Annotated in this window: 20 protein-coding genes; 11 read left to right on the top strand and 9 right to left on the bottom strand. The window is 55.9% G+C overall.

Going from position 1 to position 23,298, the window contains the following annotated elements:
- Positions 1–129 precede the first annotated feature (129 nt).
- The 8 genes from L7A15_RS10505 (at position 130) to L7A15_RS10470 (ending at position 9,940) form a co-directional block, all read left to right on the top strand.
- A complete protein-coding gene (locus L7A15_RS10505; protein WP_237208700.1) occupies positions 130–498 on the top strand; it encodes a hypothetical protein in 369 nt (122 codons plus the stop codon).
- A gap of 147 nt (positions 499–645) precedes the next feature.
- Positions 646–2,013: a glycosyltransferase gene (locus tag L7A15_RS10500; RefSeq protein WP_237208699.1), complete on the top strand. Its 1,368-nt coding sequence runs from the start codon at positions 646–648 to the stop codon at positions 2,011–2,013.
- A gap of 172 nt (positions 2,014–2,185) precedes the next feature.
- Complete coding sequence (gene wecC / locus L7A15_RS10495) at positions 2,186–3,448, top strand: UDP-N-acetyl-D-mannosamine dehydrogenase (RefSeq protein WP_237208698.1); 1,263 nt, start codon at positions 2,186–2,188, stop codon at positions 3,446–3,448.
- 319 nt (positions 3,449–3,767) lie between these two features.
- Positions 3,768–4,463 (top strand): hypothetical protein, encoded by a 696-nt coding sequence (locus L7A15_RS10490; RefSeq protein ID WP_237208697.1) that lies wholly within the window; start codon positions 3,768–3,770, stop codon positions 4,461–4,463.
- Positions 4,464–4,497: 34 nt separating this feature from the next.
- Positions 4,498–6,744, top strand: a complete 2,247-nt coding sequence (locus L7A15_RS10485) for a glycosyltransferase (RefSeq protein WP_237212501.1) — start codon at positions 4,498–4,500, stop codon at positions 6,742–6,744.
- Positions 6,745–6,758: 14 nt separating this feature from the next.
- A complete protein-coding gene (locus L7A15_RS10480) occupies positions 6,759–7,193 on the top strand; it encodes a hypothetical protein (RefSeq protein ID WP_237208695.1) in 435 nt (144 codons plus the stop codon).
- Positions 7,194–7,198: 5 nt separating this feature from the next.
- On the top strand, positions 7,199–9,316 hold the full coding sequence (locus L7A15_RS10475) for a glycosyltransferase family 2 protein (RefSeq protein WP_237208694.1): 2,118 nt from the start codon (positions 7,199–7,201) through the stop codon (positions 9,314–9,316).
- Positions 9,317–9,328: 12 nt separating this feature from the next.
- Positions 9,329–9,940, top strand: a complete 612-nt coding sequence (locus L7A15_RS10470; protein WP_237212500.1) for a hypothetical protein — start codon at positions 9,329–9,331, stop codon at positions 9,938–9,940.
- Between the two features lie 78 nt (positions 9,941–10,018).
- Here the strand turns inward: L7A15_RS10470 and wecB are convergent, their stop codons facing one another.
- The 9 genes from wecB to L7A15_RS10425 form a co-directional block, all read right to left on the bottom strand.
- Complete coding sequence (wecB, locus tag L7A15_RS10465; RefSeq protein WP_237208692.1) at positions 10,019–11,173, bottom strand: non-hydrolyzing UDP-N-acetylglucosamine 2-epimerase; 1,155 nt, start codon at positions 11,171–11,173, stop codon at positions 10,019–10,021.
- Between the two features lie 24 nt (positions 11,174–11,197).
- Positions 11,198–12,415, bottom strand: coding sequence for a hypothetical protein (locus tag L7A15_RS10460; RefSeq protein WP_237208691.1), 1,218 nt, complete (start codon positions 12,413–12,415; stop codon positions 11,198–11,200).
- A gap of 92 nt (positions 12,416–12,507) precedes the next feature.
- A complete protein-coding gene (locus L7A15_RS10455) occupies positions 12,508–13,341 on the bottom strand; it encodes an ABC transporter ATP-binding protein (RefSeq protein ID WP_237208690.1) in 834 nt (277 codons plus the stop codon).
- Positions 13,325–14,221 carry an ABC transporter permease gene (locus tag L7A15_RS10450; RefSeq protein WP_237208689.1) on the bottom strand — a complete coding sequence of 299 codons (897 nt, stop codon included), beginning with the start codon at positions 14,219–14,221 and terminating at the stop codon, positions 13,325–13,327. Before L7A15_RS10450 ends, L7A15_RS10455 begins: the two co-directional genes overlap by 17 nt.
- An 85-nt stretch (positions 14,222–14,306) precedes the next feature.
- The gene (locus L7A15_RS10445; RefSeq protein WP_237212498.1) at positions 14,307–15,878 is read right to left on the bottom strand and encodes a glycosyltransferase family 4 protein; all 1,572 of its coding nucleotides are present in this window, start codon (positions 15,876–15,878) and stop codon (positions 14,307–14,309) included.
- A 188-nt stretch (positions 15,879–16,066) separates the two neighbouring features.
- A complete protein-coding gene (locus L7A15_RS10440; RefSeq protein ID WP_237208687.1) occupies positions 16,067–17,305 on the bottom strand; it encodes a glycosyltransferase family 4 protein in 1,239 nt (412 codons plus the stop codon).
- A 174-nt stretch (positions 17,306–17,479) separates the two neighbouring features.
- A complete protein-coding gene (locus L7A15_RS10435; protein ID WP_237208686.1) occupies positions 17,480–18,712 on the bottom strand; it encodes a bifunctional glycosyltransferase family 2/GtrA family protein in 1,233 nt (410 codons plus the stop codon).
- A gap of 5 nt (positions 18,713–18,717) precedes the next feature.
- Positions 18,718–19,767, bottom strand: coding sequence for a phosphodiester glycosidase family protein (locus L7A15_RS10430; protein WP_237208685.1), 1,050 nt, complete (start codon positions 19,765–19,767; stop codon positions 18,718–18,720).
- 167 nt (positions 19,768–19,934) lie between these two features.
- On the bottom strand, positions 19,935–20,279 hold the full coding sequence (locus L7A15_RS10425) for an endonuclease domain-containing protein (protein WP_237208684.1): 345 nt from the start codon (positions 20,277–20,279) through the stop codon (positions 19,935–19,937).
- Positions 20,280–21,192: 913 nt separating this feature from the next.
- Here L7A15_RS10425 and L7A15_RS10420 point away from each other — a divergent pair.
- From L7A15_RS10420 to L7A15_RS10410, 3 genes are all read left to right on the top strand, one after another.
- Positions 21,193–21,789 carry a DUF4956 domain-containing protein gene (locus L7A15_RS10420; protein ID WP_237208683.1) on the top strand — a complete coding sequence of 199 codons (597 nt, stop codon included), beginning with the start codon at positions 21,193–21,195 and terminating at the stop codon, positions 21,787–21,789.
- Positions 21,790–22,042: 253 nt separating this feature from the next.
- The gene (locus L7A15_RS10415; protein WP_237208682.1) at positions 22,043–22,915 is read left to right on the top strand and encodes a polyphosphate polymerase domain-containing protein; all 873 of its coding nucleotides are present in this window, start codon (positions 22,043–22,045) and stop codon (positions 22,913–22,915) included.
- A gap of 62 nt (positions 22,916–22,977) precedes the next feature.
- A complete protein-coding gene (locus tag L7A15_RS10410; protein ID WP_237208681.1) occupies positions 22,978–23,178 on the top strand; it encodes a hypothetical protein in 201 nt (66 codons plus the stop codon).
- The last annotated feature ends 120 nt before the right edge of the window (positions 23,179–23,298 follow it).

Here is a 23,298-nt window from a genome sequence, read left to right as displayed (position 1 = left end):
TCACATCAAGACTTGGCGGATTCTTCATACGGGGTTTAGGCGGCCGTTGGGGTTGTATGGGCGGGTGTTTGCGGTGGTGCGGGGGTTGGTGTTTTTGGCTGCGGGTGGGACTTTTGAATAAGCCTCACTATGTACGCCAAGGGTTACCTTGACGGTAAGCTCTCTGAATTTCAATGGAAACTTAACTTTATCAACAAGAATAACTTTGTTGTATTACGCACTGAAAACACATTACCAACCGGTGAAACTTTGACCTTTTACGTTCGAACTGTACCTTTTGTTCGAAAATTGGATCTTCGCCTGATGTTCTCAACGATTGAGTCTGCAGAACTCTTTAGAGAGTTTCTAGTTGCTTTCAATTTTGAAGTTATTAGGACCACTCATGAAGGCCGTGGCTTGGCTCTTTATATCGAATATTACGATAAAGATAACTATGAGGCCTCAATGCAGAAGATGGGAGACATCATATATAAAATTATGTTACAGGCTTTCTCATAGCTTGAGACCGTAGGGCGGGTAGCTGCACTTTGAAACTCCTACTTTTCCTAGACTCTCGTGGCCTGTGTAGGTGGCTAGCCTTCTACGATTCGCCTCTACTAAACACGAAACTGTGTTCACCCCGTCATCAGCAAAGGAGCTAACTCAATGAACGAGTTCAGACGGCGCGTCATGCCGATGCTATTACAGGCAACTATCAACGTGAAGGGGGGAGGGCTGCAACAGTCTGTTTACTACAGAGCCTCCGCCTTAAGTCGCAACGGAAAGAAGCCGCTGATTCTCTGCTCAGCTCTACAACTCCACATTGCACACGAGATTGAGAAATTGAGGGAGTTAGGACGGATTGATCCTAATGTAGAGGTCCGTACACTTTTTAACGATCTAAAAAATATATCTAGGCAAGTATCTGCAGAAGCAGCTGATTCCTGCTCCGTGATTGCTCAAGGCAATCAAAAGTACGTCAGGACTCTAAACGACGATCAAACAACCCAGAAAATAGACTATTTTGATAATTCCGGTAGAGTCTTCATCACTCAGCACTACCTAGATTCCAAACCAACAATAATTGATTATTACGACAATAATTATTCAAAAATTGAGTTCCCTTCCATTGTAGAGCTGACCGAATACTGGCTAGTTAATTTTTATTCAGAGGCCCTTCAAGACAACTGCCTTGTTGTTGAATGGGGCTATAGCCTCCATACGCTTCTTTCGAACCTAAAAGATTTGCTCAATACAAAGCCGATTTTCCAGTTCCATAGCAACCACATGGAAAATACCAACCGTTTATATGGGAATATCCAAAGAAGTATCGAAAATATTTTGAGGTCTGCTGAGAGGCTCGGTGGAGCCGTCATTGCTCTTACCCCACAACAGAAGATAGACCTTCTCAAAAAGAATCCCCACCTTAAACAAATTGAGGTTATCCCCCATGTAAGGAACTTCCCAGCAGATTTCACTCCAGACTCCAGAAATCCTCAAAAGGCTATTATTGTTGCTGCTTTCAGGTCAGGAAAGAACATTGACAAGATGGTCAAAAGCTTCGCAAACGTTGTTGACCGGGTCCCCTCTGCTCAACTTGAAATCTGGGGGGATGGCCCTGAAATGGAGAAAATTCAAGCGGCAATAACTGACAGTAATCTACAAGGGAACGTAAAGTTAATGGGTCGCACGGAACACCCGCTCAAAGCTTACAGCCGTGGCTCTGTTGCCCTCTTTGCCAGCGACTTTGAGGGTCAGCCACTTTCAATGGCTGAGTCTATTGTGGCAGGCTGTGTGCCTGTAACGATGGATTTCAAGTACGGTCCACGACTAATGATTCGGGATGCAGAATCCGGAATAATCGTCAGGATGAATCAGTACGATGAGTTTGCAGATTCAATTGCATTGCTGTTCATACGCGATGACATCAGAGAAAACATGGCAAAGAATGCAAAAGAATTTTTTTCAGCCATTAATTCAGAAGAAATTTTCTGCCGCAAATGGGTTGACCTTTTCGAAAGACTCACAGTCTAGTATTTCAACTTTTAAGTACGCCCTCACCTAGTAATTGAATCTTGCTCATGTTCTACGTCCAGAAACAAACATCAACCTGTTGAAATCAGCAGACACCAGCTGCTTTTGTCTAGTAGGTATTAGAATATCTTGAGAGGAACAACATCGCTATCTTCGCACCCCAAGGAACTACATGACTACCCAGACTGTCGCCTTCGTGGGCCTCGGCTACATCGGCCTACCCACCGCCGTCATCATGGCCAACCACGGCCTCAAAGTCACCGGCGTTGATATCAACGCGGCCAACGTCGACCGCATCAACCGAGGTGAAGTCACCATCGTCGAGCCCGGCCTCGAAGACCAGCTCAAACAGGCCATCGCCTCCGGCAACCTCACCGCAACCACTGACATGGTCCACGCCGACACCTACATCATCGCCGTGCCCACCCCCTTCAAAGACAACTACGAAGGCGACCTCTCCTACATCATAGCCGCAGCAGCCAACATCGCCCCCCAACTACAAGGCGATGAACTCATCATCCTCGAATCCACCTCACCCCCCAAAACCACCCAAAAAATGGCAGAGCACATCCTAGCCCTCCGCCCCGACCTCGCAGCTGACGGCGCCCCCAACCCCGACGGCAAGCCCGTCCTCTACTTTGCCTACTGCCCCGAACGCATCCTCCCCGGCAAAGCCATGGAAGAGCTCATCACCAACGACCGAATCATCGGCGGCCAAACCCCCCGCGCCACTGAACTCGCCACCGAAATCTACGCAAGCTTCTGCAAGGGTGAGCTGCTGCCCACCGACGACGTCACCGCCGAAATGGCCAAGCTCACCGAAAACTCCTTCCGCGACGTCAACATCGCATTCGCCAATGAGCTCTCCCTCATTTGCGACAACCTAGGCATCGATGTCTGGGAACTTATCCGCCTGGCCAACCATCACCCCCGCGTCAACATCCTCCAGCCCGGCCCGGGCGTTGGCGGCCACTGCATTGCGGTCGATCCCTGGTTCATCGTGTCCACTGACCCTGTAAACTCCCAGCTCATCCGCACCGCCCGGGAAGTCAACGACGGCAAACCCGAATGGGTGCTCGGCAAAGTAGCCGCAGCTGTTGCAGAGGTGGGTAAGCCTGCCCCTGTGATTGCAGCCCTTGGCCTTGCTTTCAAACCGGATATTGATGACCTGCGAGAATCCCCCGCCATGGATATCACCGCTAAACTCTCGTCAGCTTTCCCCCACGCCCAGGTACTCGCTGTAGAACCTAACGTCACAGCCCTGCCTGCAAAGTTGGAGCCACTTCCCAACGTCAAGTTCTCCGAACTCACCGAAGCCCTGCAAACTGCCGATGTCATACTCCTACTGGTAGACCACAAGGAATTCAAGGCACTCAATTACAACGTTGTAAATGGTAAGAAGCTTATTGATACGAAAGGCATCTGGGTTGGCTAAGTCCATCCTCCAACGATTCACCCACCACGTAGCACAACGACCCAAGTGTGTCATTACGCTAGCACTCGCTGCATTGATGCTTAGCTTCGTTGTTATTGTCGTCCAAAGCCCCAGGGCTCTTCCCTGGGCATTCGTGTTTATCAGCTTCATCGGAGTACAAACAGTATCTTTCCTCTTCTTTAGAAGAACAAACAGGGCATTCCTTAAAAAGCTCAACCACCTAGAAGAGGCAATAGGCTCCACCCAAAAATACGCAAGCACTGTCGAGTTTCGGACCCGGGGCTATAAGCCAGGTGCAAGCGCAGAAGCAGTATTGCCGGTGCTGGACAAAGTAAATCATTACATCAACACTCTCCAACACAATCTCTCTGTCCATTCAGCAGAAAAGCCGGGCACCTCAACCGAGGCAGAACAACGTCCTACCCGTTTCACCCATAACGCAATCCCTGCAATCACCGGTACCCACGTAGGTGGGGCAGGAAGCAGCGGACGGCTCGCAGGAAACGTCCTGCCAGACCAGCGGAACAACGAATACCTCAACTACCTGCTGTATAGCAACGACGAAAAGCTCTTTCCACGAGCCAGCACCCACCCCAGCGCTGCTTTCCTCTTGGGATCGGTCCGTTCACCTCAGCTTGCTGAACACGCAGACACTATCCTTCTCCGTCCGAACCAGCTTGATGTCCCCATTACCACCAACTACCTCATCATCGAAGCATCAGTTCTCAGCCAAGGAATCTGGTCTAGCAGCCTCAACAGCACCTCAACCGCCCAGTTCCTCTCCTTCGCTAGTAACCTCAATCATTCAAAACAAAAAGGACTCATCGTCATCTTCATCGATGATCACCCCAACAAACACAATTTCGGCTATAACCTCATGCAACAAGCTGATTTCACCATCACCGGTTCAGATATCTCAACAACCTTTAGATACTGGTCAGATGATATCCAGCTCCCTCTACTCGAGGCCTTACTAATCCCAGAAAAATCTGAGAACCCAGCCTCATCTCGCTGACTTAGCTGTAACAAACCTAAAGCGCTACGCCCCCATGCACCAACTATCATCCCTCAACACTATGGAACCACTAGCCAGTAAAACACACCGCACCAAAGCACTCATCTTCGGAGACGTCTCCCTCAATATCATTGACGGATCCTCAATCTGGCTTGTCTCCACTGCCGGTGCATTAGCCCAGGTGTTCGATGAAGTACACGTTCTTCTCAAAGCCCCCATCGAGAATAAGCGCCTCATCAAACCCCTCAAAGATAACCCAAGAATCCATATCCATCCGCACTCCCCCACTGCACATGCCCAGCCGCTGTCTCCACGTTTTGCAGCCCAGCGCCTAGCTACCCTCAACCAAGAAATTGCCCCTCATGCAATTATTGTGAGAGGGTCCCAGGTATGTAGCTTCGTCAGTGGTAACCACAATATGTCCCATAAACTTTGGGCTTACGTCACTGACCTTCCTTTTCCCCCCAGCTCAATTTCAGCTACCCAAATTGAACTGCTCCGCAAAATTGCGGGTAATTCATACCGCATGTTTGCACAAACAGAGTCTGCACGTTCATACCTTGAAAGCATCTGCCCCGAAGCCTGCGGAAAAACTGTCCTCCTACCACCCATGGTTCCCGATGAGTTCTTTGAACCGGTCTCCAAACCTTCTAACCGCAAACTCACACTAATTTACTCCGGAAAATTCGCCAGGGCTTGGAACACCCTTGAAATGCTTGAGCTCCCTGAGGCTCTAAAAAAGCAAGGAGTCGATGCTCAACTCATCATGGTTGGCGATAAATTCCAAAAAGATCCCAAAGACCCAACCTGGCCTATCCGAATGAAAAATAGGTTGCAGGAACTCGCAGAAGACCCCAACTCAGGTGTTATCTGGAAAGGTGGTCTACCCCGTGCTGAAGCTATCGAGCTAGTTGGCCAAGCTGACCTTGGGCTTAGCTGGCGGGACCCCGAAATGGACGCCAGCCTAGAGCTCTCAACCAAACTCCTCGAATACTCCGCTGCAGGTACTGCAGTCATCGCAAACCGGTGCTCCCAGCACGAAGCCCTCTTCGGCACCGATTATCCCTTGCTCACCTCGTCTGTTACCTCGGCCGATGAGATAGCCCAGCTTATCTCAACATTCACAGTACAAGACCTTCACAAACACGGATCCGAAAATCGTGACAAAGTAGGCTACTACTCATACAAAGAAGCCGTACGTCGGTTCAAAGACTACTTTGCACCTGTTTTGGATAGAATTACCTCCGTCCGCAACCAGCCACTGCTCAAAGTTGCCATAGCCTCCCACGACCTCAAATTCATGGGAGACATAATCAACCACCTTCAGGCCAATCCTGCCTACCAGATTAGCTTCGATAACTGGCACAATCTACATACAAACGACGAAGCACATAGTCTCACCATCCTTGAAGAATCAGACGTCATCATCTGCGAATGGTGTGGCCCCAACGCTCTTTGGTACAGCAAACATAAAAAGCCCGGCCAAAAGCTTATCGTCCGCCTGCACCGGTTTGAAGTCAACGGCCCCTGGATGCACGACATTGACTTCTCCCAAATAGACCATCTCGTCTTTGTCTCAGAATTTCAAAAAGAACAGACCTTCAACCAACTCGGTGAGCTCCCCGCCCAAAACGTCCATGTTATCCACAACAGCGTCGACGTCGTAGATCTCACCCGCCCCAAAGCAGACGATGCCCGTTTCCATCTAGGAGTCTTAGGATTCGTTCCTTTTCTCAAACGCCCAGACCGAGCACTCGACCTACTAGAAAAGCTCCTCGAAACAGATGAGCGCTACTACCTCCATTTCAGAGGACGGCAGCCCTGGGAATTCCCGCACGAATGGAATAACCCTGTTCAGCAGCAACTCTACCTCCAGTTCTACGACCGAATCAGAACGACCCCGGCTCTACAAGACCATGTAATTTTTGATGCACCTGGTGCAGACGTAGCCAACTGGTTCAGAAAAATTGGGTTCATTCTCTCCCCCAGTAGCTACGAGAGCTTTCACCTAGCCACAGCCGAAGGCATGGCTTCCGGTGCCTACCCCATCGTCTGGGATCGCCCTGGAGCATCAAGTATTTTCAGCGAAAAATACGTCCTCGGCTCCATTGAGGAAATGGCCACGGCTATTCTCAGCCTGAACAGTGAAGAACAGCAAACTAATACAATGCTTTCCGTTCAACTCGCGGCCCTCCAATGGGACAATGGGAATGTATTGCCCCTTTGGGATTTGTTGCTTTCAACCCCACAATCAACTACTAATCAGCTACCACACGGCTAGTATTACTAACACACATGATCATTCGCAGCACCAACAGGAGAAAGAAATTGCACTTCACCTTTGACTTGCCCCCTGGGATCACTAAAGTCAGACCAGCGCTGGAGGTTATTAGGGAACACCCCTCAAAGCATTTCCTCCTCGCTTTAGCGGTAGAAGGACTCACCCCCGAAGAAACAGAAGTAGCATTCAAGAATTACTCCTGGTCAGAAGGCCTAGAAGCCCACTACCGTTACATAGGTGAACATCAATCAGCCCCAACTGTGTCGCACCATTCTTCCATCGACCTGCCAGCTCATAGCAGTGAAAATGGCTTGACTCTGCATCTCGCAATTTCCCCCTGGGGCAACCACGGATTGAAGGAAACCGACATCTTTGGCAGAGTAGTTCTCTCCTGCGACACTGCCTACGGTCCTTCAGTCATCTACCCCTCCTTCTCAGAGGAAGTATAAGCAGCATGCCAAACATCGATATTTCAGTTGTTATCGGGTTCCGCAACTGGGGCGCCCAGCGCATCAAAATGTCTGCCCGCTCCATTGCAGCGTCTTTCGGCTCCTACACCGGTGAAATTATCATCTCTGACTACGGCTCAGATGATCCTCAACCCGTCAAAGCTGTAGCAGACGAGCTCGGACTCAAATACGTCTACACTGCAGGTGACACGGTCTGGTCCCGCTCTCGAGCCCTCAACGCTGGTTTCGCGATCGCAGAAGGTAAAGTTCTCGTATCCACCGACGCAGACATGCTCTTCTCCCCCGACTCCTTCGCCGTCATCTACGAGACCATCGCCGACCAGCCCAACTCAGCCCTCTTCCTCCAGTGCCGCGACCTTCCCAGCACCATGAGTGCTGAAGCCCTGGAGGAAATCGGACATATCGGCTGGGACGAACTCGAAGCAGCAGGACGTCTACGTCCCCGCTGGGGCATGGGTGGAATGATGGCAATCTCCCGCCAAGGCATGAACGCCGTCCGTGGCTTTGACGAGCGCCTCCACACCTACGGAGGCGAAGACCTAGATTTTGCCCTCCGTGCCCGCCGCGCAGGCTACAAAACCGTCTGGATTGACGACCCCCGCGTCCGCATGTACCACATGTGGCACCCCTCCTCACGTGCAGCCGCAGACCAGAGTGAAGCCGGACGCCGCGCTGTTCAGTTCAACAAGGACGTGGTCTACCACGACACCACAACCCTGCGAAACACCCTCCGCTGGAAGCATCGACTTGCTGATGCCACTCCCCTGGTCACCGTAGCGATCTCCACCTACAACAGGGCAGATCTCCTCGGCGAATCGATTCAGGCAGTCCTTATGCAAACCATGCCTGACTTTGAACTTGTTATCGTAGACGACGGCTCAACTGATAACACTGAAGAAGTAGTCAGATCATTCAACGATCCCCGAATCCGCTACTTCTACCAAGAAAACGCCGGTATCTCCGCTGCCCGAAACCACATTCTGCGAGAGTCACGAGGTATCTTCACCGCCGTCCTCGACGACGACGACCTCATGCACCCCCGTCGCCTCGAATGGCAGCTAGAAGCCCTAGAAGAAGGCTTAGACGGCACCGTCGGCGCATTCATCAACTTCGACAACTACACCGGCGCCTACAAACTCTTCTTCGGCTACAACCCCAGCCAAAACCAGCTCACCTTCAGCCGTGCCACCCCCGGCCACGGAACCTGGCTCGTCCGCACCTCCCTGCTCAAGGCAGTCGGCTACGACGAAACAATCACCTCCGGTGTTGACCACAACATCTTCCTCCGGATGATTCGTGTCGGTGGCAAATTCAAGCACATTGGAAAACCCCTGTTGCTCCGCCGCATCCATGACGGTCAAATCACTGCAAGCGAATCTGACCGTCAGGAACACTCAGCCCTCCAGTCGTGGCGTTTCTTCCGTTACACCATGAATCAGGCCACCAAAAAGCACATGGAAGACACCAAACCGTCCTCCTACTACACCCCCAAGGACCCCGTCTACCAGGAAGCGTCGCTACTCCCCTACCTACCGGACAGCATCGTTACCCGAGATGCCTGGGTTACCATCCATCCGGACAAGGTAGAACTTGCCCAGAACCTTGACACCGACGGAACAGCTTCCTTCCTCTCCCTCGAAGCAGGAATTTCAGAAGTTCCCTCCCGTCTCATCACAGTAACCAACGCCAGCTACCGCGACCTCGTTAAACTCTCCCAGCTAGGCAACGATATTTCGGCAACCATCACAGGCTTTACGAATGAAGCCACTGATGCTCTCGCCACCCTCGGGGTAGCAGAAGGAGCGAAACTGCCAACGCCTGGAGCTGGCGCCAGCAGCACAGATACGCTCACTCTCCTCACCGATGAGTTCAAGTCCCTTTACCCGGAAACAACCGCCATCGACATCTACACCTTCCACGGCGCTGAACACTACCAGGCCTTCAAGGCTGCCTGCGTCGACGCATCAGTTCAAAGTCTCGGGCTCTCTGCCCAGGGCAAGTACCTCTTTGCTGTTGCCGCAGGAGCAACCCCGGAAACTGGAGCTTCAGACGGCGCCATGCTGTGGATGACCCTCGGCAAATCTGCAGAAGACATCTGGTAAGGAATAAGTAGCATGAAAATCACCACCGAAACGAACACCTACTCAGCCTTCAACCTCGTGGCAACACGCAACGAGTACGATGCCTTGCCCCCAGTCGACACCCTTCAAATTGATTTCGCTCCCGTCAACATCAACCCAGATCGACTTGCTATTGCTAGCTACCTCGCCTTCGGGGCATACTGTTCAGGCGGATTTGAGCTCAACGTAAAGTTCAGCCCCGCCGCCGCAGAAGCCATCGAACAAGATGCCAAGCCGGTTCAACTCCGTCCCGCCCCAATCGAGTACTACCCCAAAGCCCTCGCAATCGGCATGGGCGAAGCCGCAGTCTCCTTCTCACTCCCCGGTGAAAGCCAAGAAGCTTGCATAGCTGTACTTCCCTCGGACAAATACAACGGTTTGATTACAGGCCATAACCAGCTCATCATTTCCTCGAACGCTTTCTTCCTCGACGCTGTAGCTCAGAACGCACACTCAATTCGAGCACGGCTAGCCGTCGCTGTTCTGTTTGCAGAAGATCTAGGAATCGACACCCTCACCGTCGATGGAAGCACCATCGATACGACAGAACGTCAGTCGCTCATCCGTCTTCTGACCGCCTGCCGCCTAGGTCTCACCTTCAGCTAAAGAAAGCCGACAACATGCTCAGAGGAGGGCACATGCTACAAGCATGTGCCCTCCTCTGTACTTTCGTCATCACTCAGCCTACGAGGCTAACACTGGCCTAAAATCCTCAATACGATGCCCCAGCCCAAAAAGCTCCTCCAAAGCGGCAACTGCCCGCTCCGAAGCACGGCCATCCCCATAAGGATTAACCGCATTAGCCATAGCCTGATAAGCCTCAGCATTATCAAGGAGCTCTGACACAGCACTCACAATGCTCTGCTGCTGCGACCCAATCAGCCGGGCCGTACCGCTCTCAACCGCTTCAGGACGCTCTGTGTTCTCCCGCATCACCAAAACAGGCTTCCCCAAACTCGGAGCTTCCTCCTGAACGCCACCGGAATCAGTAAGAACAACCTTTGAAACCTTAATCAGGTGGGTAAATTCTGCGTACCCAAGCGGCTCAATAACCACAACGTTGTCCTGCCCCTCCAGATGAGGCAAAACCACATCCCTCACCTGAGGATTCCGGTGAACGGGAAGAACGAAGGTGTGATCCCTATAAGAACGAGCCAACTCTGCAACAGCACCCCCAATCCGGTGCATGGGCTCACCCAAATTTTCCCGGCGGTGCGTCGTTACTAGAATGATAGGCCGCTGCGACTCAACAGCCGCGGCCAGGGTCGCATCTGTAAAAGGGATATCCTTCTCAACAGTACTGAGCAAGGCATCAATTACGGAATTACCGCTCACCACAATATCAGCCTCAGAGATGCCCTCAGCAAGGAGATTATTCTTCGACTCCTGAGTAGGGGCAAGATGCAAGGCCGTAATCTGGCTAGTCAGCTTACGATTAGCCTCTTCCGGGAAAGGCGAATGGATATCACCCGAGCGAAGCCCCGCCTCAAGATGGACGACAGGAATCTCACGGTTAAAGGCAGCAATAGCTGCCCCCATCACCGTTGAGGTGTCACCCTGTACGATAACAGCATCTGGCTGGTACTTCTCATAAATCGCATCAACACCGGTAATAACCTTCGCGACAATTCCATTCAGGGTCTGCCCCTGCACCATGATGTTGAGGTCCTCAACAGGTTCGATCCCAAAAAGATCATTAACCTGGTCAAGCATCTCACGGTGTTGACCGGTAACGACAGCAATCGGCTCAAAGTGCGAGCTAGCTTCGAGAGCCTTAATAAGAGGGGCTACTTTAATAGCCTCTGGACGTGTCCCGTACACGATCATTATTTTTTTCATTATTTCCCCTAATAAACTGCGAAGTTACCCTTCAGCAGTGCTCTGATCTTTTTCTCCGGTCTCGTTCTCAGATGAACTAATATCTTCAAAAAGATCAGGAAAAGTCTTACGATAAACAGCCTCAGACTGAGGATCGAACTTATCAGTTTCAGGGTTAAACTCTCGCTCTTTGACGTCGTAGGCAGCTGCCTCGCCCCGTCGCCAATCTCGGTGAACACCCAGAACATGCCGGGCAACAACATCTTCAGAATACCGGTTATAAATACCAATCACCGCGTGATTAGCTGGCTGGAACTCGTCCTTTAAGCGGGTCGGCTGGTATGCCACCTTCTTCGACCACAGGCCCTTGGTGAGATCAAGACACCAATAATCACTATGACGGCGCACAGGACGGTCAGGGTCAAGCCCCTCCCGCAAGACAGCTGGTGCATTACACACCGGGTACAAGAGAGTACCTGTCTCTGTCTCTGCAACGTGTTCTTCCAACGAGCGTCCATCAGAAGTCATGGGGAACTCATCAGCATCCCCCTGGAACACAAAGGCTGCCTTACGGGCAAAACGCCACCGGGCATGGTCCCAGGCAATATACTGGCCAAAATCAGAATCCCAGTCGCCAGGGCCAGCCAAGTTACCAAACTTGTCCGGCCAATCCACAACAACGCATATCTCAAGGCCCGGGACCGTCTTCATATGCTCCAACAGTTCCTCGCAGCTATAGGACTCTGACTGGTTGTCATAAATAATTACAGCAGTAACTCCATGATTAACCGTGTAGTTCTGAGCCCAATCCGCGAGAGTCTGAAGATGATTATCTTTATTGACAGTTACTGCGACGCTCCGCCCCTCAAAGACATCAGCCCAAGATGCCGAAGGTTTTACTGAGTAACTCTGGTTTGCAAAAGAAAAAGTAACTTCGTCAGCAGGAGCACCAAGATCAAGGTGAAGACGGGAAATTCGGTTACCGTCCGCCCATTGGCCCTCAGGTACCGGGATTTCAGGCCCGCCGCAGCGCACTACCAGATCCTGTAAGGCTTCGCTCAGATTTAGAAGGGGAGGGCCGACCACATGAAGTGTAGAGCCTTCAAGGATTACATCAGAGGCCAGCGTCAGGCCGTCGTATTTCATCATGTAGTCCGGCTGCATTTTATCGAATGCTCTAGGTGGCTGCCGGAACAGCTTACCGGAAACTGGCAACTCGATACGACTGGTCTTAACGATGCGCCAAATACCTGGTACATTCAAAAGCTTTACCTCCTTCACTGCCTATTAAAGGCAACTCAACGTTTCTACTAAGTTACTTGATTTTCTTCAAAAAATGTCACAGAATTAGGACCTTAATCAACGTCAACGTCGCCGTCCTTGATGTACCCCCGTTTGCCGTGTTCGCGGGCTTCTGCGAGGAGGGTGGCAGCCTTCGCGTCATTGCCCAAAGCCAGGTTGTGGGCGAACCACCGATACTTGCGGGAGACGACTCGGGCGTCGCCGTCCATAATCAGCTCCCCCTCATCAATCCAGAGGGCCCGGGTACACATCTGCTCAATAGTCTGCGCCGAATGGCTCACCAAAAAGACCGTACCAGCCCGCTCCAGCAGGCCGTCCATAGCCTTCTTCGCCTTCTCAGCAAAAGCCACGTCACCGGCACTCAGGGCCTCATCGATCAACATAATATGCGGGCTGGCCGCCATCGAAATCGCAAACCGCAACCGCGACCCCATACCCGCCGAATAGGTATTCATGGGCCGGTAGACCGCGTCCCCAATACCGGAGAGCTCAATGACGCCCTCCCGGGCCGCCTCCACCTCGGCCAGGGACATGCCCATGGCCAAACAACCCAGCGTGATATTGTCATCGCCCGAAAGATCAGGATTCAAAGCAGCCGAAATACCAATCAAGGTCGGCTGATCTGAGGCATACACCGCCCCGGCCGTTGGAGTCTGCAAACCAGCAATGACCCTCAACAGGGTAGACTTACCCGACCCGTTCTTACCGACCAGGCCAATAAACTCACCCTGACGAGCAGTAAAGGACACGCCCTTCACAGCCTGCAACAGCTTCCGCTGCTGCCGCATACGCCCCCGCTTATAGCGGGTCACATAATCAACCGAAACCCCATCAACAATCACGTTCGGGGTGCGCTCAGCCTCAACCTCACTACTGAACCGAACCATAGCGCTCCTCAGCCTTCACAAAATACATAAACCCAAAGATCAGCAGGCCAAACGCCCAAGCACCCAGCCCCAGCCACATGCCAAGGCCCGGCACCGTTCCATCCAACAGCACCTGCCTGTACATACTCAAAGCCATAAACAGCGGATTCGCCTCCACCACAGCCAGCAAAACCGGGTGATTCACAAACTTCTCCACCGGAAAAATCACACCCGACCCATACATCAAAAAACGGGTAGCAAACTGCAAAATCGCAGACATATCAGGCAAGAACCAACCCATACGGGCCACAAACAACACAATGCCCGTATTCATCAAGGCCTGCAAAACAAAAATCGGAATCACCAACAGCCAGGACGCCGACGGCCAAGCATGCGGCGGAATCACCATAATACCCACCAGCATAATCGCCAGCATCGGCAGAGCCTCAAGCAGCAGCTTCATCGCCAAAGAAGCCACCGGCAGAATACGCGGAAAATTAAAACCCTGAATCAGGCCCTTATTCGCCCGCATCACCCCAGCACCAGACGTCAAGGCACCGGCAGTGAACTGGTACATCAAAATACCGATCACAATAAAAGCAGGGAAGTTCTCAATGCCGCGATCAACCTTCAGCAGCAGACCAAAAATAACCCAAAAGAACAGGACATCCAGCAAAGGCTTCAACAGCAACCAAGCAGAACCCAGCCGATTCACACTATTGGTGGAATACACCTTAAACCGGGACTGGTGCCACACAAACCAGCGGTACTTCCAGGCCCGCTTCAGGTAGTCCCGGTAGGACCCGGGCACACCAACCTTATGCAACTGCCCCCAAGCCACCAGGTGCTCAAAAGCCCTGAACTGGTTACTCAAACCAATCGGACGCTTCGCCTTAGCCAATCCTGCTCCCTTCACAGGCTCGCATCAACAACGCTGTTTTCGCGCCGTATTCTAGGTCTAGCCTAAGCCTATTTATACCCAATACCTACAAACCAAGAGACCGATAAACGTCACGCACAATCTTGGCGTTGTGCGCCCACGTCCGGGTGGCTGCGAACTCCCGCCCGGCAGCAGCCAAGGACGCGGCGGCGTCGGCGTCCTCGGCAAGAACCTGCAGGGACTGGGCGAAACTCTCCGCCGAATCAGCCTCAGCTACCAGGCCGGTAGGGGCCGTCACCCCGTTCTGCACCAGCTCAACCAAGGGCGGGACGTCCGACACCACAACCGGGCGGCCTACCGCCATCGCCTCAATGGGCTTGAGGGGGGTGACAGTCCGGCACACAATATCGTCGGTTCGTGGCACCACAAACACGTTGAGCGCCTGATGGGCAATCTTTGCCTGATCAGGTGAAATCCGCCCCAAGAAGACAGCTTTCTCCCCCAGGCCCAGCTCCTGGGCAAGACGTTCCAGCCGGGGCCGGTCGGTGCCGTCACCTGCCAGGAGGACGCCCACGTCCACCCCCCGCTCCCGCAAGAGGGCCGCAGCCCGCAGGAGGGTATCAAACCCCTCATAAGGCACCAGGGAACTCACAGACCCCACCCAGAACCCGTCAGCAGGCAGGCCAAAGCGGGCGCGGGCGTCCTCAGGGGCCAAACCTTCAGCCAACAAAGCCTCATCGACGGCGTTGGGCACCACCGTGATCTTCTCAGCCGGAACCCCACGGGCCACCAGGGCCTTCTTCATCGTGCCCGACAGGGTCAGCACATGATCCGCCAGACCCATCAACTGATTTTCCCGGGCCCGGGTACGGGTAAAACGCTGGCTCAGCCGCGCAGATTCCTGCTGACTCTCAGGCTGCTTACTCAGCCACGTCTCCTCAAGAACCCCCCGCACCTCATACACCCACGGCACCCCCCAGGCTTTCGCCAGGGCAGAAGCAACCAGGCCATTATGGTAGTGCGTCGTCGTATGCACCAGGGCAGGACGGCCCCCAGGCAGCGCCTGCACCACCTGGGCAGCCCTCTGCGCCCACAGGTTCAGGCGGCCAGTCTGGCTAGACGGCAAAGCCCAGGGCAAGAGGCGGCGGTACGCAATCGACCCAACACGGGCCTCGTCCCGGCCAAAGAACTTACCCACAGCCACCGGGTACCCCACGCGGGTCACAGCAGCGATCTCAATCCCGGTATCCGCCAGCGCCTGCACAAGCCGCTGGCTGCGTAGGGTATAGCCCGATTGGGTCTCGGGCAGAGAGTTAGTGAGCAGGTGCAGGACGCCCTTGCCCCGAGAAGGCGCCTCAGAGCCAGGAGCAGGTACAGTGACAGACCAATCGGGGTTAAGGAGATCAGCTTCAGAAGCGAACTTCGCCGCAAACCGCCTACTGCCGGTGGCACGGGCAGCGGCAACAGCAGCGTCCACCATCCCCCGGGACCAAAGAGCCCTAGCGCGTGTTGCAGGGGGCATCTTCTCTACCAATTCGTCAGGAAGAGCACCCGATGAGGCGGCCACTTCCCAGGCTAAACGCACGCTCGGCGACCGGGAACCGCCCCCGGTGTCAGCTGCGAGTACAGCGGCAAGCTGGGCATCGACGTCGGCACTGCCCAAGAGTTTACAGCCCAAGGCCCTACCCCCAACCCAGGGTGAGCCTTCCAGCACCCGCCCCAGAGGCCCCCGCACCTTCGCCGGAGCACGCTGGGCTAATTGCACCAAAAAAACAGCCGGGTCAGTCACCGCCAAACCAGCAGCAACTCCCCCAGCCAACACAAGATTACGGGTCACTTGAACCGCACGAGCCAAGCCCACAGACGCTACCTCCGTGCCAGGCCAGCCAGTAGCTCCAGGTAACGCTCGGCCAGCTCATCAAAATTGAAATTCTTTAAGGCGTACTCCCGGCCCCGCTGGCCCACCGCCAGCCGTGACCTGTCTTGGGCCAGATCAACCAGCACCCGTGCCAGGGCCCGAGAATCTCCCGGCTTGACCCGGATACCAGCACCCGACTGGTCCAAAATGTTCGCAGCTTCACCAGCCACCAACCCAATGACCAGACGCGGAACCGACAACAGCTCAAACAGCTTTGAGGGTACAGTCCACTCAAAGGCGGGGTTTTCCTTCAAGGATACGAGGGTAGCGTCAGCCCACTCATAGTGCTCAGCTACCTTTTCACGAGGTTGCAGGGGCAGAAACTCCACGGGTAGGTCGTGGGCCTGGACGTACTCCTGCAGCTTAGGCTTATCGGCTCCCTCGCCGACAATCCGCAACTGAATCTGGGCATCAGGGGCCATCTGCCGGGCCTTGAGCACAGCTTTCACGACCTCATACAGGCCCTGAGAGCGGCCAATGGTGCCCATATACAGCACCTTCAAAGGCTCGCCCTCCCGGCCAGCCAGGGGGGCAACAGCTGCAAGGTCGCTCCGCGCCGTCGTCCCGTTAGAAATTGTCTCAACAGGGGTTAGCCCCCGCTCACGCAAAACCGTCGCAAAACTCTCAGTAGCCGAAACCAGCAGGTCAGCCTTCTGCTGCATGGCCTTCACCGACGGGGCAAAAATCTTCTTCGAAACAACCTCAAGCACCCGGTTTTTACGCTTAACACTTGTAATGACATCGGGCCAGGCGTCCCGCATCTCAACCACCAGGGGAACCCTCAGGAGCTTCTTCAAGGCCACGCCAGCGAACAGGGTCGGCACGCCGGGAACCGTAGCCACCATGGCATCGAACTGGTGGCCCCGGCCCTTTAGAAACAGGGAGGCGCCCACTGAACCGGCAGCCACAATCGCCTGATCCACCAGGCGAATCCACCCGGAGTAGCCGTGCAGAATGTAGGGCACCCGAATAATCTGCTCACCAAACTGGCCGGTCTCAACCTTCATGACGGTGCGTCGCCCGTCCCGCAGATTTGAGGTAGCCTCCACCGCCGGGTAATGCGGCCCAGGGCAACACACAGTCACCTGATGGCCAGCCGCCTGCCAGCGTCGAATCAAAGCAGACCAACGACGCTGCGGGGCTCCGACCTCAGGCAAATAATAATGCGTGATGACCAGAATCTTCATAAACGTGTGCGAGTGATATTTGTGATTGAGACAAATTCTCACACTAACTTTACACTCGCTTCACGCAAATCTGCACAATACTGGCCCCAGCCCTTGCCTCACCCCGGTGAGAGGGACGCGGCAAATGTTCCGCTGAGCTTCAAATGTGTGGGCAATGCCGGAACATATGAAGGTTTACAGAACATGTTCCGCATATGCCGGGGCGGGCGTCTGGCGCTTGAGGACGGGCACCGGGCGGCTCGCCGAATCCTGGCGAGTCCCCGCGACGACCGGGCTGAGTGCCGGGGCTGGTTCTGAAAAAACCCAGCGCCGCTGCACCGCGAAGCTCACCGGAATCAGGGCCACCTCAACCAGGATCTTAGCGACCAGGAGCGGAACACCTACCCAGGTCAGGGCCTGCAGGGCCCCAGCATTGATGCCCAGGAGGCTCACAGCTAGCAGGCCGTAACGCACCAGGGAGGCCCCCGTGGCCGGGCGCGGGGCCCCGTCGTGCATAACAACCCTGTTCAAGGCGAAGTTGCAGAGGGCCGAGCAGATACGGGCCCCCACCACTGCCGCCGCCAGGGGCACCCCGGCAGCAACCAGGAGCATAAGAGCAGCCGTATCGATCAGGAAACCCGAGAAGCTTGACGCCAAAAACAGGAGCAAGGGGGCGTAGATCCGCAGGGAGTCCCGCACCGGCTGGAAGTGGCTGGTGGGGTTGCCCGGCTCATACACCTTAGTGATGGGCACCTGGGCCAGCTGAACCCCGTGGCGGGTGGCCCGCAGAAGCATGGTGAACTCGTACTCGTAGCGGTCACCGGGCAGGGCCAGCGCCCAGGGCAGGATCTGCGGGGTGAGCCCTCGCAGGCCGGTCTGGGTATCAGCCAGGTTCTGCCCGGTTGACAGGCGGAAGAGGAAGGCCGTGAGGGCATTGCCCACCCGCGAGCGCACCGGCACCTGGAGGGTGGGGGCGGCTGGGTCTGCGATGGTTCGTACCCCCATGACCAGGGTTTTGTGGCCTGCGGACGCCTGGGCTTGGGTTTCGCGGCCGACGGCTAGGATGTCTGCGGGCAGGTGCTGCCCGTCGGCGTCCGCGGTGACAACAACTTCCCCGGGGGCCTGCTGTTGGGCCCAGGTGATTCCTGCCTTGAGGGCTGCGCCTTTTCCTCCGTTGCTCGGTAGGTCGAGTACGGTGACGGAGGTGATTCCGGGCTGGTCGTAGCGGCGTTCCAGGGAGGGGGCCGGGGCCAGGCGGTTGCCGAGCTGGGCGACTTGCTCGAAGATGGGGGTGTAGTCGGGGCCGGAGCCGTCGTTGACGACGAGGACCCGGGCGCTGACCCCCTCAGTTGAGGCGCTGGCGTCGAGGTTTTCGATGAGGCGCACTAGGGAGGCGTCAGGTTTGTAGGCGGGAATCAGGATCAGCATGGCGTTTAGGCTCCTGCGATGTAGAGGATGTCGCTGGTTTCGCGTTCCCGGCCCTTGCCGAGGGGGTTGTTGACCAGGGAGTCGTTGAAGAGCATGACGGAGGAGCCGCCGCCGTCGATGTTGTAGGCGGTGGTGCAGCCTGCGTCGATCATCATTTGGGCGAGTTCGGTCATGGTGGCGCCGCGGGAGTAGCCTTCTGAGCGGCCGTCGACCACCATGAAGAGCAGGTGGTTGGTGCCGATGACGCCGACGGCGGTGCGGGGCTGCTCGCCCTGGATGGAGTGGTTGCCGAAGTTGGTATCGACTTCTACGTCTTCGATTCCGTCAAGGATTGTGCCGTTTTCGACGAGGGCCGGGCCGAAGGATAGGGTGTTGAGGACGCCTTCTGCGACGAGGGTTTGGGCGTCGGTTGTGGTTTCGTCGTAGATTTTGGCGGTGCCGTCGGCGTAGAGGGCTAGGCCGGTGCGGGCCGGGGAGTCCCGGTAGACGACGCCGTTGCGGATGACGATACCGGTTTCGCGGAAGCCATAGTAGTCGCCGTTGATGGCCCAGATGGCGTTGTGGGCAGCTGCGATTTCGCTGGGGTTCTGGACGATGTTCAGGCCGAACTGGTTGTTGGCGAAGGCGGAGCGCAGGATACTGGCTGAGCTGAGTTTGACGTCTGCGGTGTAGGCGGTGATTTGGTCGCTGGTGCCTTCGTTGAGGACGATGGTGTTGAGGGTGATGGAGCCGTTGTCGGCGGTGGTGCCGGTGCTGGTGACCTGCATGTTGGTCAGGGCGGTGTCGTTTGCGGCGGCGGTGGCTGCGCTGGTGCTGCTGTTGGAGGCGGCTTGGGCTTCGTAGGCGGCGACGTCTGCGATTTCGGTGTGGTCGCGCAGGTAGCGGTTGTAGCCCCAGGCGGCCCCGCCCAGGCTGGTGACGCCGAGGACGCCCAGGCCCCCGAGGAGGGCGGAGCGGCGGCTAATCCGCCGGTTGGCGAGCTTACCGGACTGGTTCTCAGCGGCAGTGGTTTCGAGGGACTGGGTCTGGGTGAGGTTCTGGTCTGCGTTCTTCATACCCACCAGCATGGTGGGTCAACCCATGACCGAGGCATGTCTAACCTATGACTAAGCTGTGACTGCCCCCGACGCCGGGGCGGGCCCGTCCTGGCATATGCGGAACATGTTCCGCTGGCCATCATATGTGTGGGCAATGCCGAAACACTTGAAGGTTTCCGGCACAGTTACTGCATGGGCACCCCGTGAGCCCACAGCTGGGCCTGAACCTTCTGAGGCTCATACATCAGATCTTTCCAACGGGCCCGCACCACCCGGTACCCGGCAGCCTCCAACTCCCGCTGCCGTCCTAGCTCCCGGTAGGCCACCTCCATACCGTCCCCATAAGCGCCCGTGTACTTAACCTTGCCATCAACCTCAAGAATCACCCGAGCCTCCGGCCACAAGAAATCAGGACGATAGGCCCGGCCACCTGCCCAAACAGTTACCTGCTCGCAAGGACGGACGAACCCCCACTCCAGAATCCTGAACCGCGCAAGACTCTCAGCCGGGGACTCCGCCTTATCGCTCATCGCCTCAGCCACCCACCGCAGCCGTCGGGAATGACGCCCCTTACTCCCCATCAAAAAGGAATAAAACTCCTCATAAGGCACCAGCCCGGTATGCAGGAAGAAATCAACGACGCATAAAACCTCCATCGGAGGAAGAACCCGGGCACAATCAAGAGCCGTCTGAAAGGCGTCCGTCACCAACATCCCGTCCCGCATCACAGCCCGCCCGCACTCAGCACCCCGGGCCCGCGCCACCCTCCACCCCGGCTTCGACCGGACAGTACCCGACGCATGACTCACCCACACCTCATCAGGCAACCGCAACAAAGGCGCACCCCACCACAAGGCAGCGGACACATGACTCAACACATACCCAGAATGAGTCTTCATCAAGGCAAAGTGCATGACCCGGGCCCGGTCCTTGGCCTCAAGCTGACCCCACAGATCACCCGGAATATAGGCATTCGGCGCAACCCGATGTAACACCCCCTGGCGCACCTTTCGAGTAATCTCACCAGAGCTCGTTCCATCACGTCTTAATTCAGCAGAGGTTCTCACCTGTTTCGAAATATGTTTCATAACACCAGAATGAAACACCCCACCACCTGCTGAAGGCCGCTCCGAGCAATCTGTGGATAACTTCGGGGCTCACTAGCCTAATTTCGTTCAGAGCGTGAAACGTGACGCCCCCTGCCCCAACTATGACTGAACGTACCCATAGGGCCAAGCCGGGGCGGGCCCGTCCTGGCATAAGCGGAACATGTTCCGCTGGCCATCACATGTGTGGGCAATGCCGGAACATTTGAAGTTTTCCGGCACAGTTGCAGTCCTGCAACCATTCATATCTGAAGACTAAATTCAACACAGGGTAAACACAGAAACCGGGAGAACACTGGTAACCAAGCAAGACATTGAGCTACCACCGGAGAACCCCATGAACACCATCATCACAGCTGCTGCCCTCGACCTCGTCGCCATCCTGATTTTGTGCGGCATGTACGTCGCCCGCCACCGTCGCCGCGACCTCGTCGTATCCTACATCATCATCAACGTCGGCGTCTTCGCCGTCACCGTCGCTCTGGCCAACGCCGACGCCACCAGCGCAGGCATGGGCATGGGCCTCTTCGGCGTACTGTCCATCATCCGCCTACGCTCCACCGAACTCGACCAGCGCGAAGTTGCCTACTACTTCGCTGCCCTCGCCCTGGGCCTGCTCATGGGTATCGGCCTCGAACCCATCGGCCTAGCTATCGGCCTCTCAGCCCTGCTACTGGCCATCATGTTCGTCGTCGACCACTCCAAACTCATGACCACCCTGCGTAGCCAGACCATCATCGTCGACCGCGCCATCAGCGACGAAGAAGAACTCAAGACCTACCTCTCCACCCAGCTGGGCTACACCATCGAGAACGCCACCATCGCCGAACTTGACCTCATCAACGACAAGACCATCGCCAACATCCGCTACACCGTGGGGGATGCCAAGAAGATCGTGCCGACCAACGCCTCTTCCCTCACCAGCCTTCGCTAGAGACCCCCAGCGCCCAGGCCCCGTCAGGACGCCCCGCCCTCCCCTGCTCCTCCCAGCAGGGCAGGGCGGGGTTTTGGCATATACAGAACATGTTCCGCTGGCCATCAAATGTGTGGGCAATGCCGGAACATTTGAAGTTTTCCGGCACATTTACCGAATCATAAGTTCAAGCTAAGTTCACCACAGCTTAAACATAGCTTCGCCCACCAGACTGTTAACAACAGCCCGAACAAGACACGAGAGAAAGAGCGCCATGACTGCTACAGCCCTCACCCAGAACACCACCACCCTGGTTCCGGCCCACTGGCCCGGCATTAGCCTGGACGAGCTCAACGCCAAAGCAGCCATGCAGACCCGCGTCGACCGCAAGTACATCGTCGACGGTCTCTACGCGGCAGCCGTCCTCTCCAACCTGCCGGCCGACGCGTCCGTCCTCGACATCAACGGCGAACGCGACTTCGCCTACGACTCGGTCTACTTCGACACCGAAAATCTAGACTCCTACAAGCTCGCTGCCACCGGCCGCCGCAACCGCTACAAGATCCGCACCCGCTCCTATGTAGACACCGGCGATACCTTCCTCGAAGTCAAGACCGAGGGTGCCCGGGCCGTCACCGTCAAGGAACGGATCCCCTACCCCTCATCAGACCGGGCCTACCTCAACGCCGCTGGCCGCGACTACGTCGAAGAATCCCTGCGCGGCCTCATCGACGCCCCGGCCACCGCCTTCGAACCCATCCTGACCACCGCCTACCGGTGCACCACCGTCCTGCTCCCGGCATCTGAACACAACCCGGTCGACTCCCGCATGACCATCGACACCCACCTGACCTGGACCCCCATGAGCGAACGAGCCCTAGGACCCCACTCCCAGTACGAGGTCGGCACCGACTACACCGCAGTCGGCATGGTCATCATCGAAACCAAGTCAGGCTCCGCCCCCTCAGTGGCAGACAAGCACCTGTGGCGGGCAGGGATCCGGCCCTCCAAGATCTCCAAATTCGCCACCGGCATGGCAGCCCTCAACCCCGATCTGCCCTCCAACAAGTGGAACCGGACCATCGCCCGCAACATGTACCTCCAGCCGGTCGAAGCCGAAGCCCGCTTCGCAGCCCTGGCCAGCTAGAAGCAACCAGCCCTAGCCCCACAAACCTTCCACCACCCAAGACCAGAAACAAAGGAAAACCCATGAAAATCACCGCCAAGTTCACCAAAACCCTGACCTCCGTCGCCCTGGTCGGCACCCTCGCCCTGGCAGGCTGCTCCGCAGGAACCACCAGCGTCAGCAGCTCCAGCTCCATCAGCAGCTCCTCCTCCACCACCTCCGGTAGCGCCACCGCAACCGCCGTCGCCACCACCGCCGTCGCCACCACCGCCGGAACGGGTTAAGGGTCAAAATGTGTGTCTGGCTCGGCGTGTCGCGGGGGTTAGATTTGGCCTTTTTGAATGCCGATTGAGTGGGTGTAGTTCGGTGTCGATAGCGTTGTCGTAGAGGGCTGGGCGTCCTGT

Origin of the sequence: Rothia nasimurium (assembly GCF_928391935.1) — a bacterium.
Classification (GTDB): domain Bacteria; phylum Actinomycetota; class Actinomycetes; order Actinomycetales; family Micrococcaceae; genus Rothia; species Rothia nasimurium_D.
Note: the sequence above shows the minus strand (reverse complement) of the source record. Positions and strands in the feature narration are given on the sequence as shown.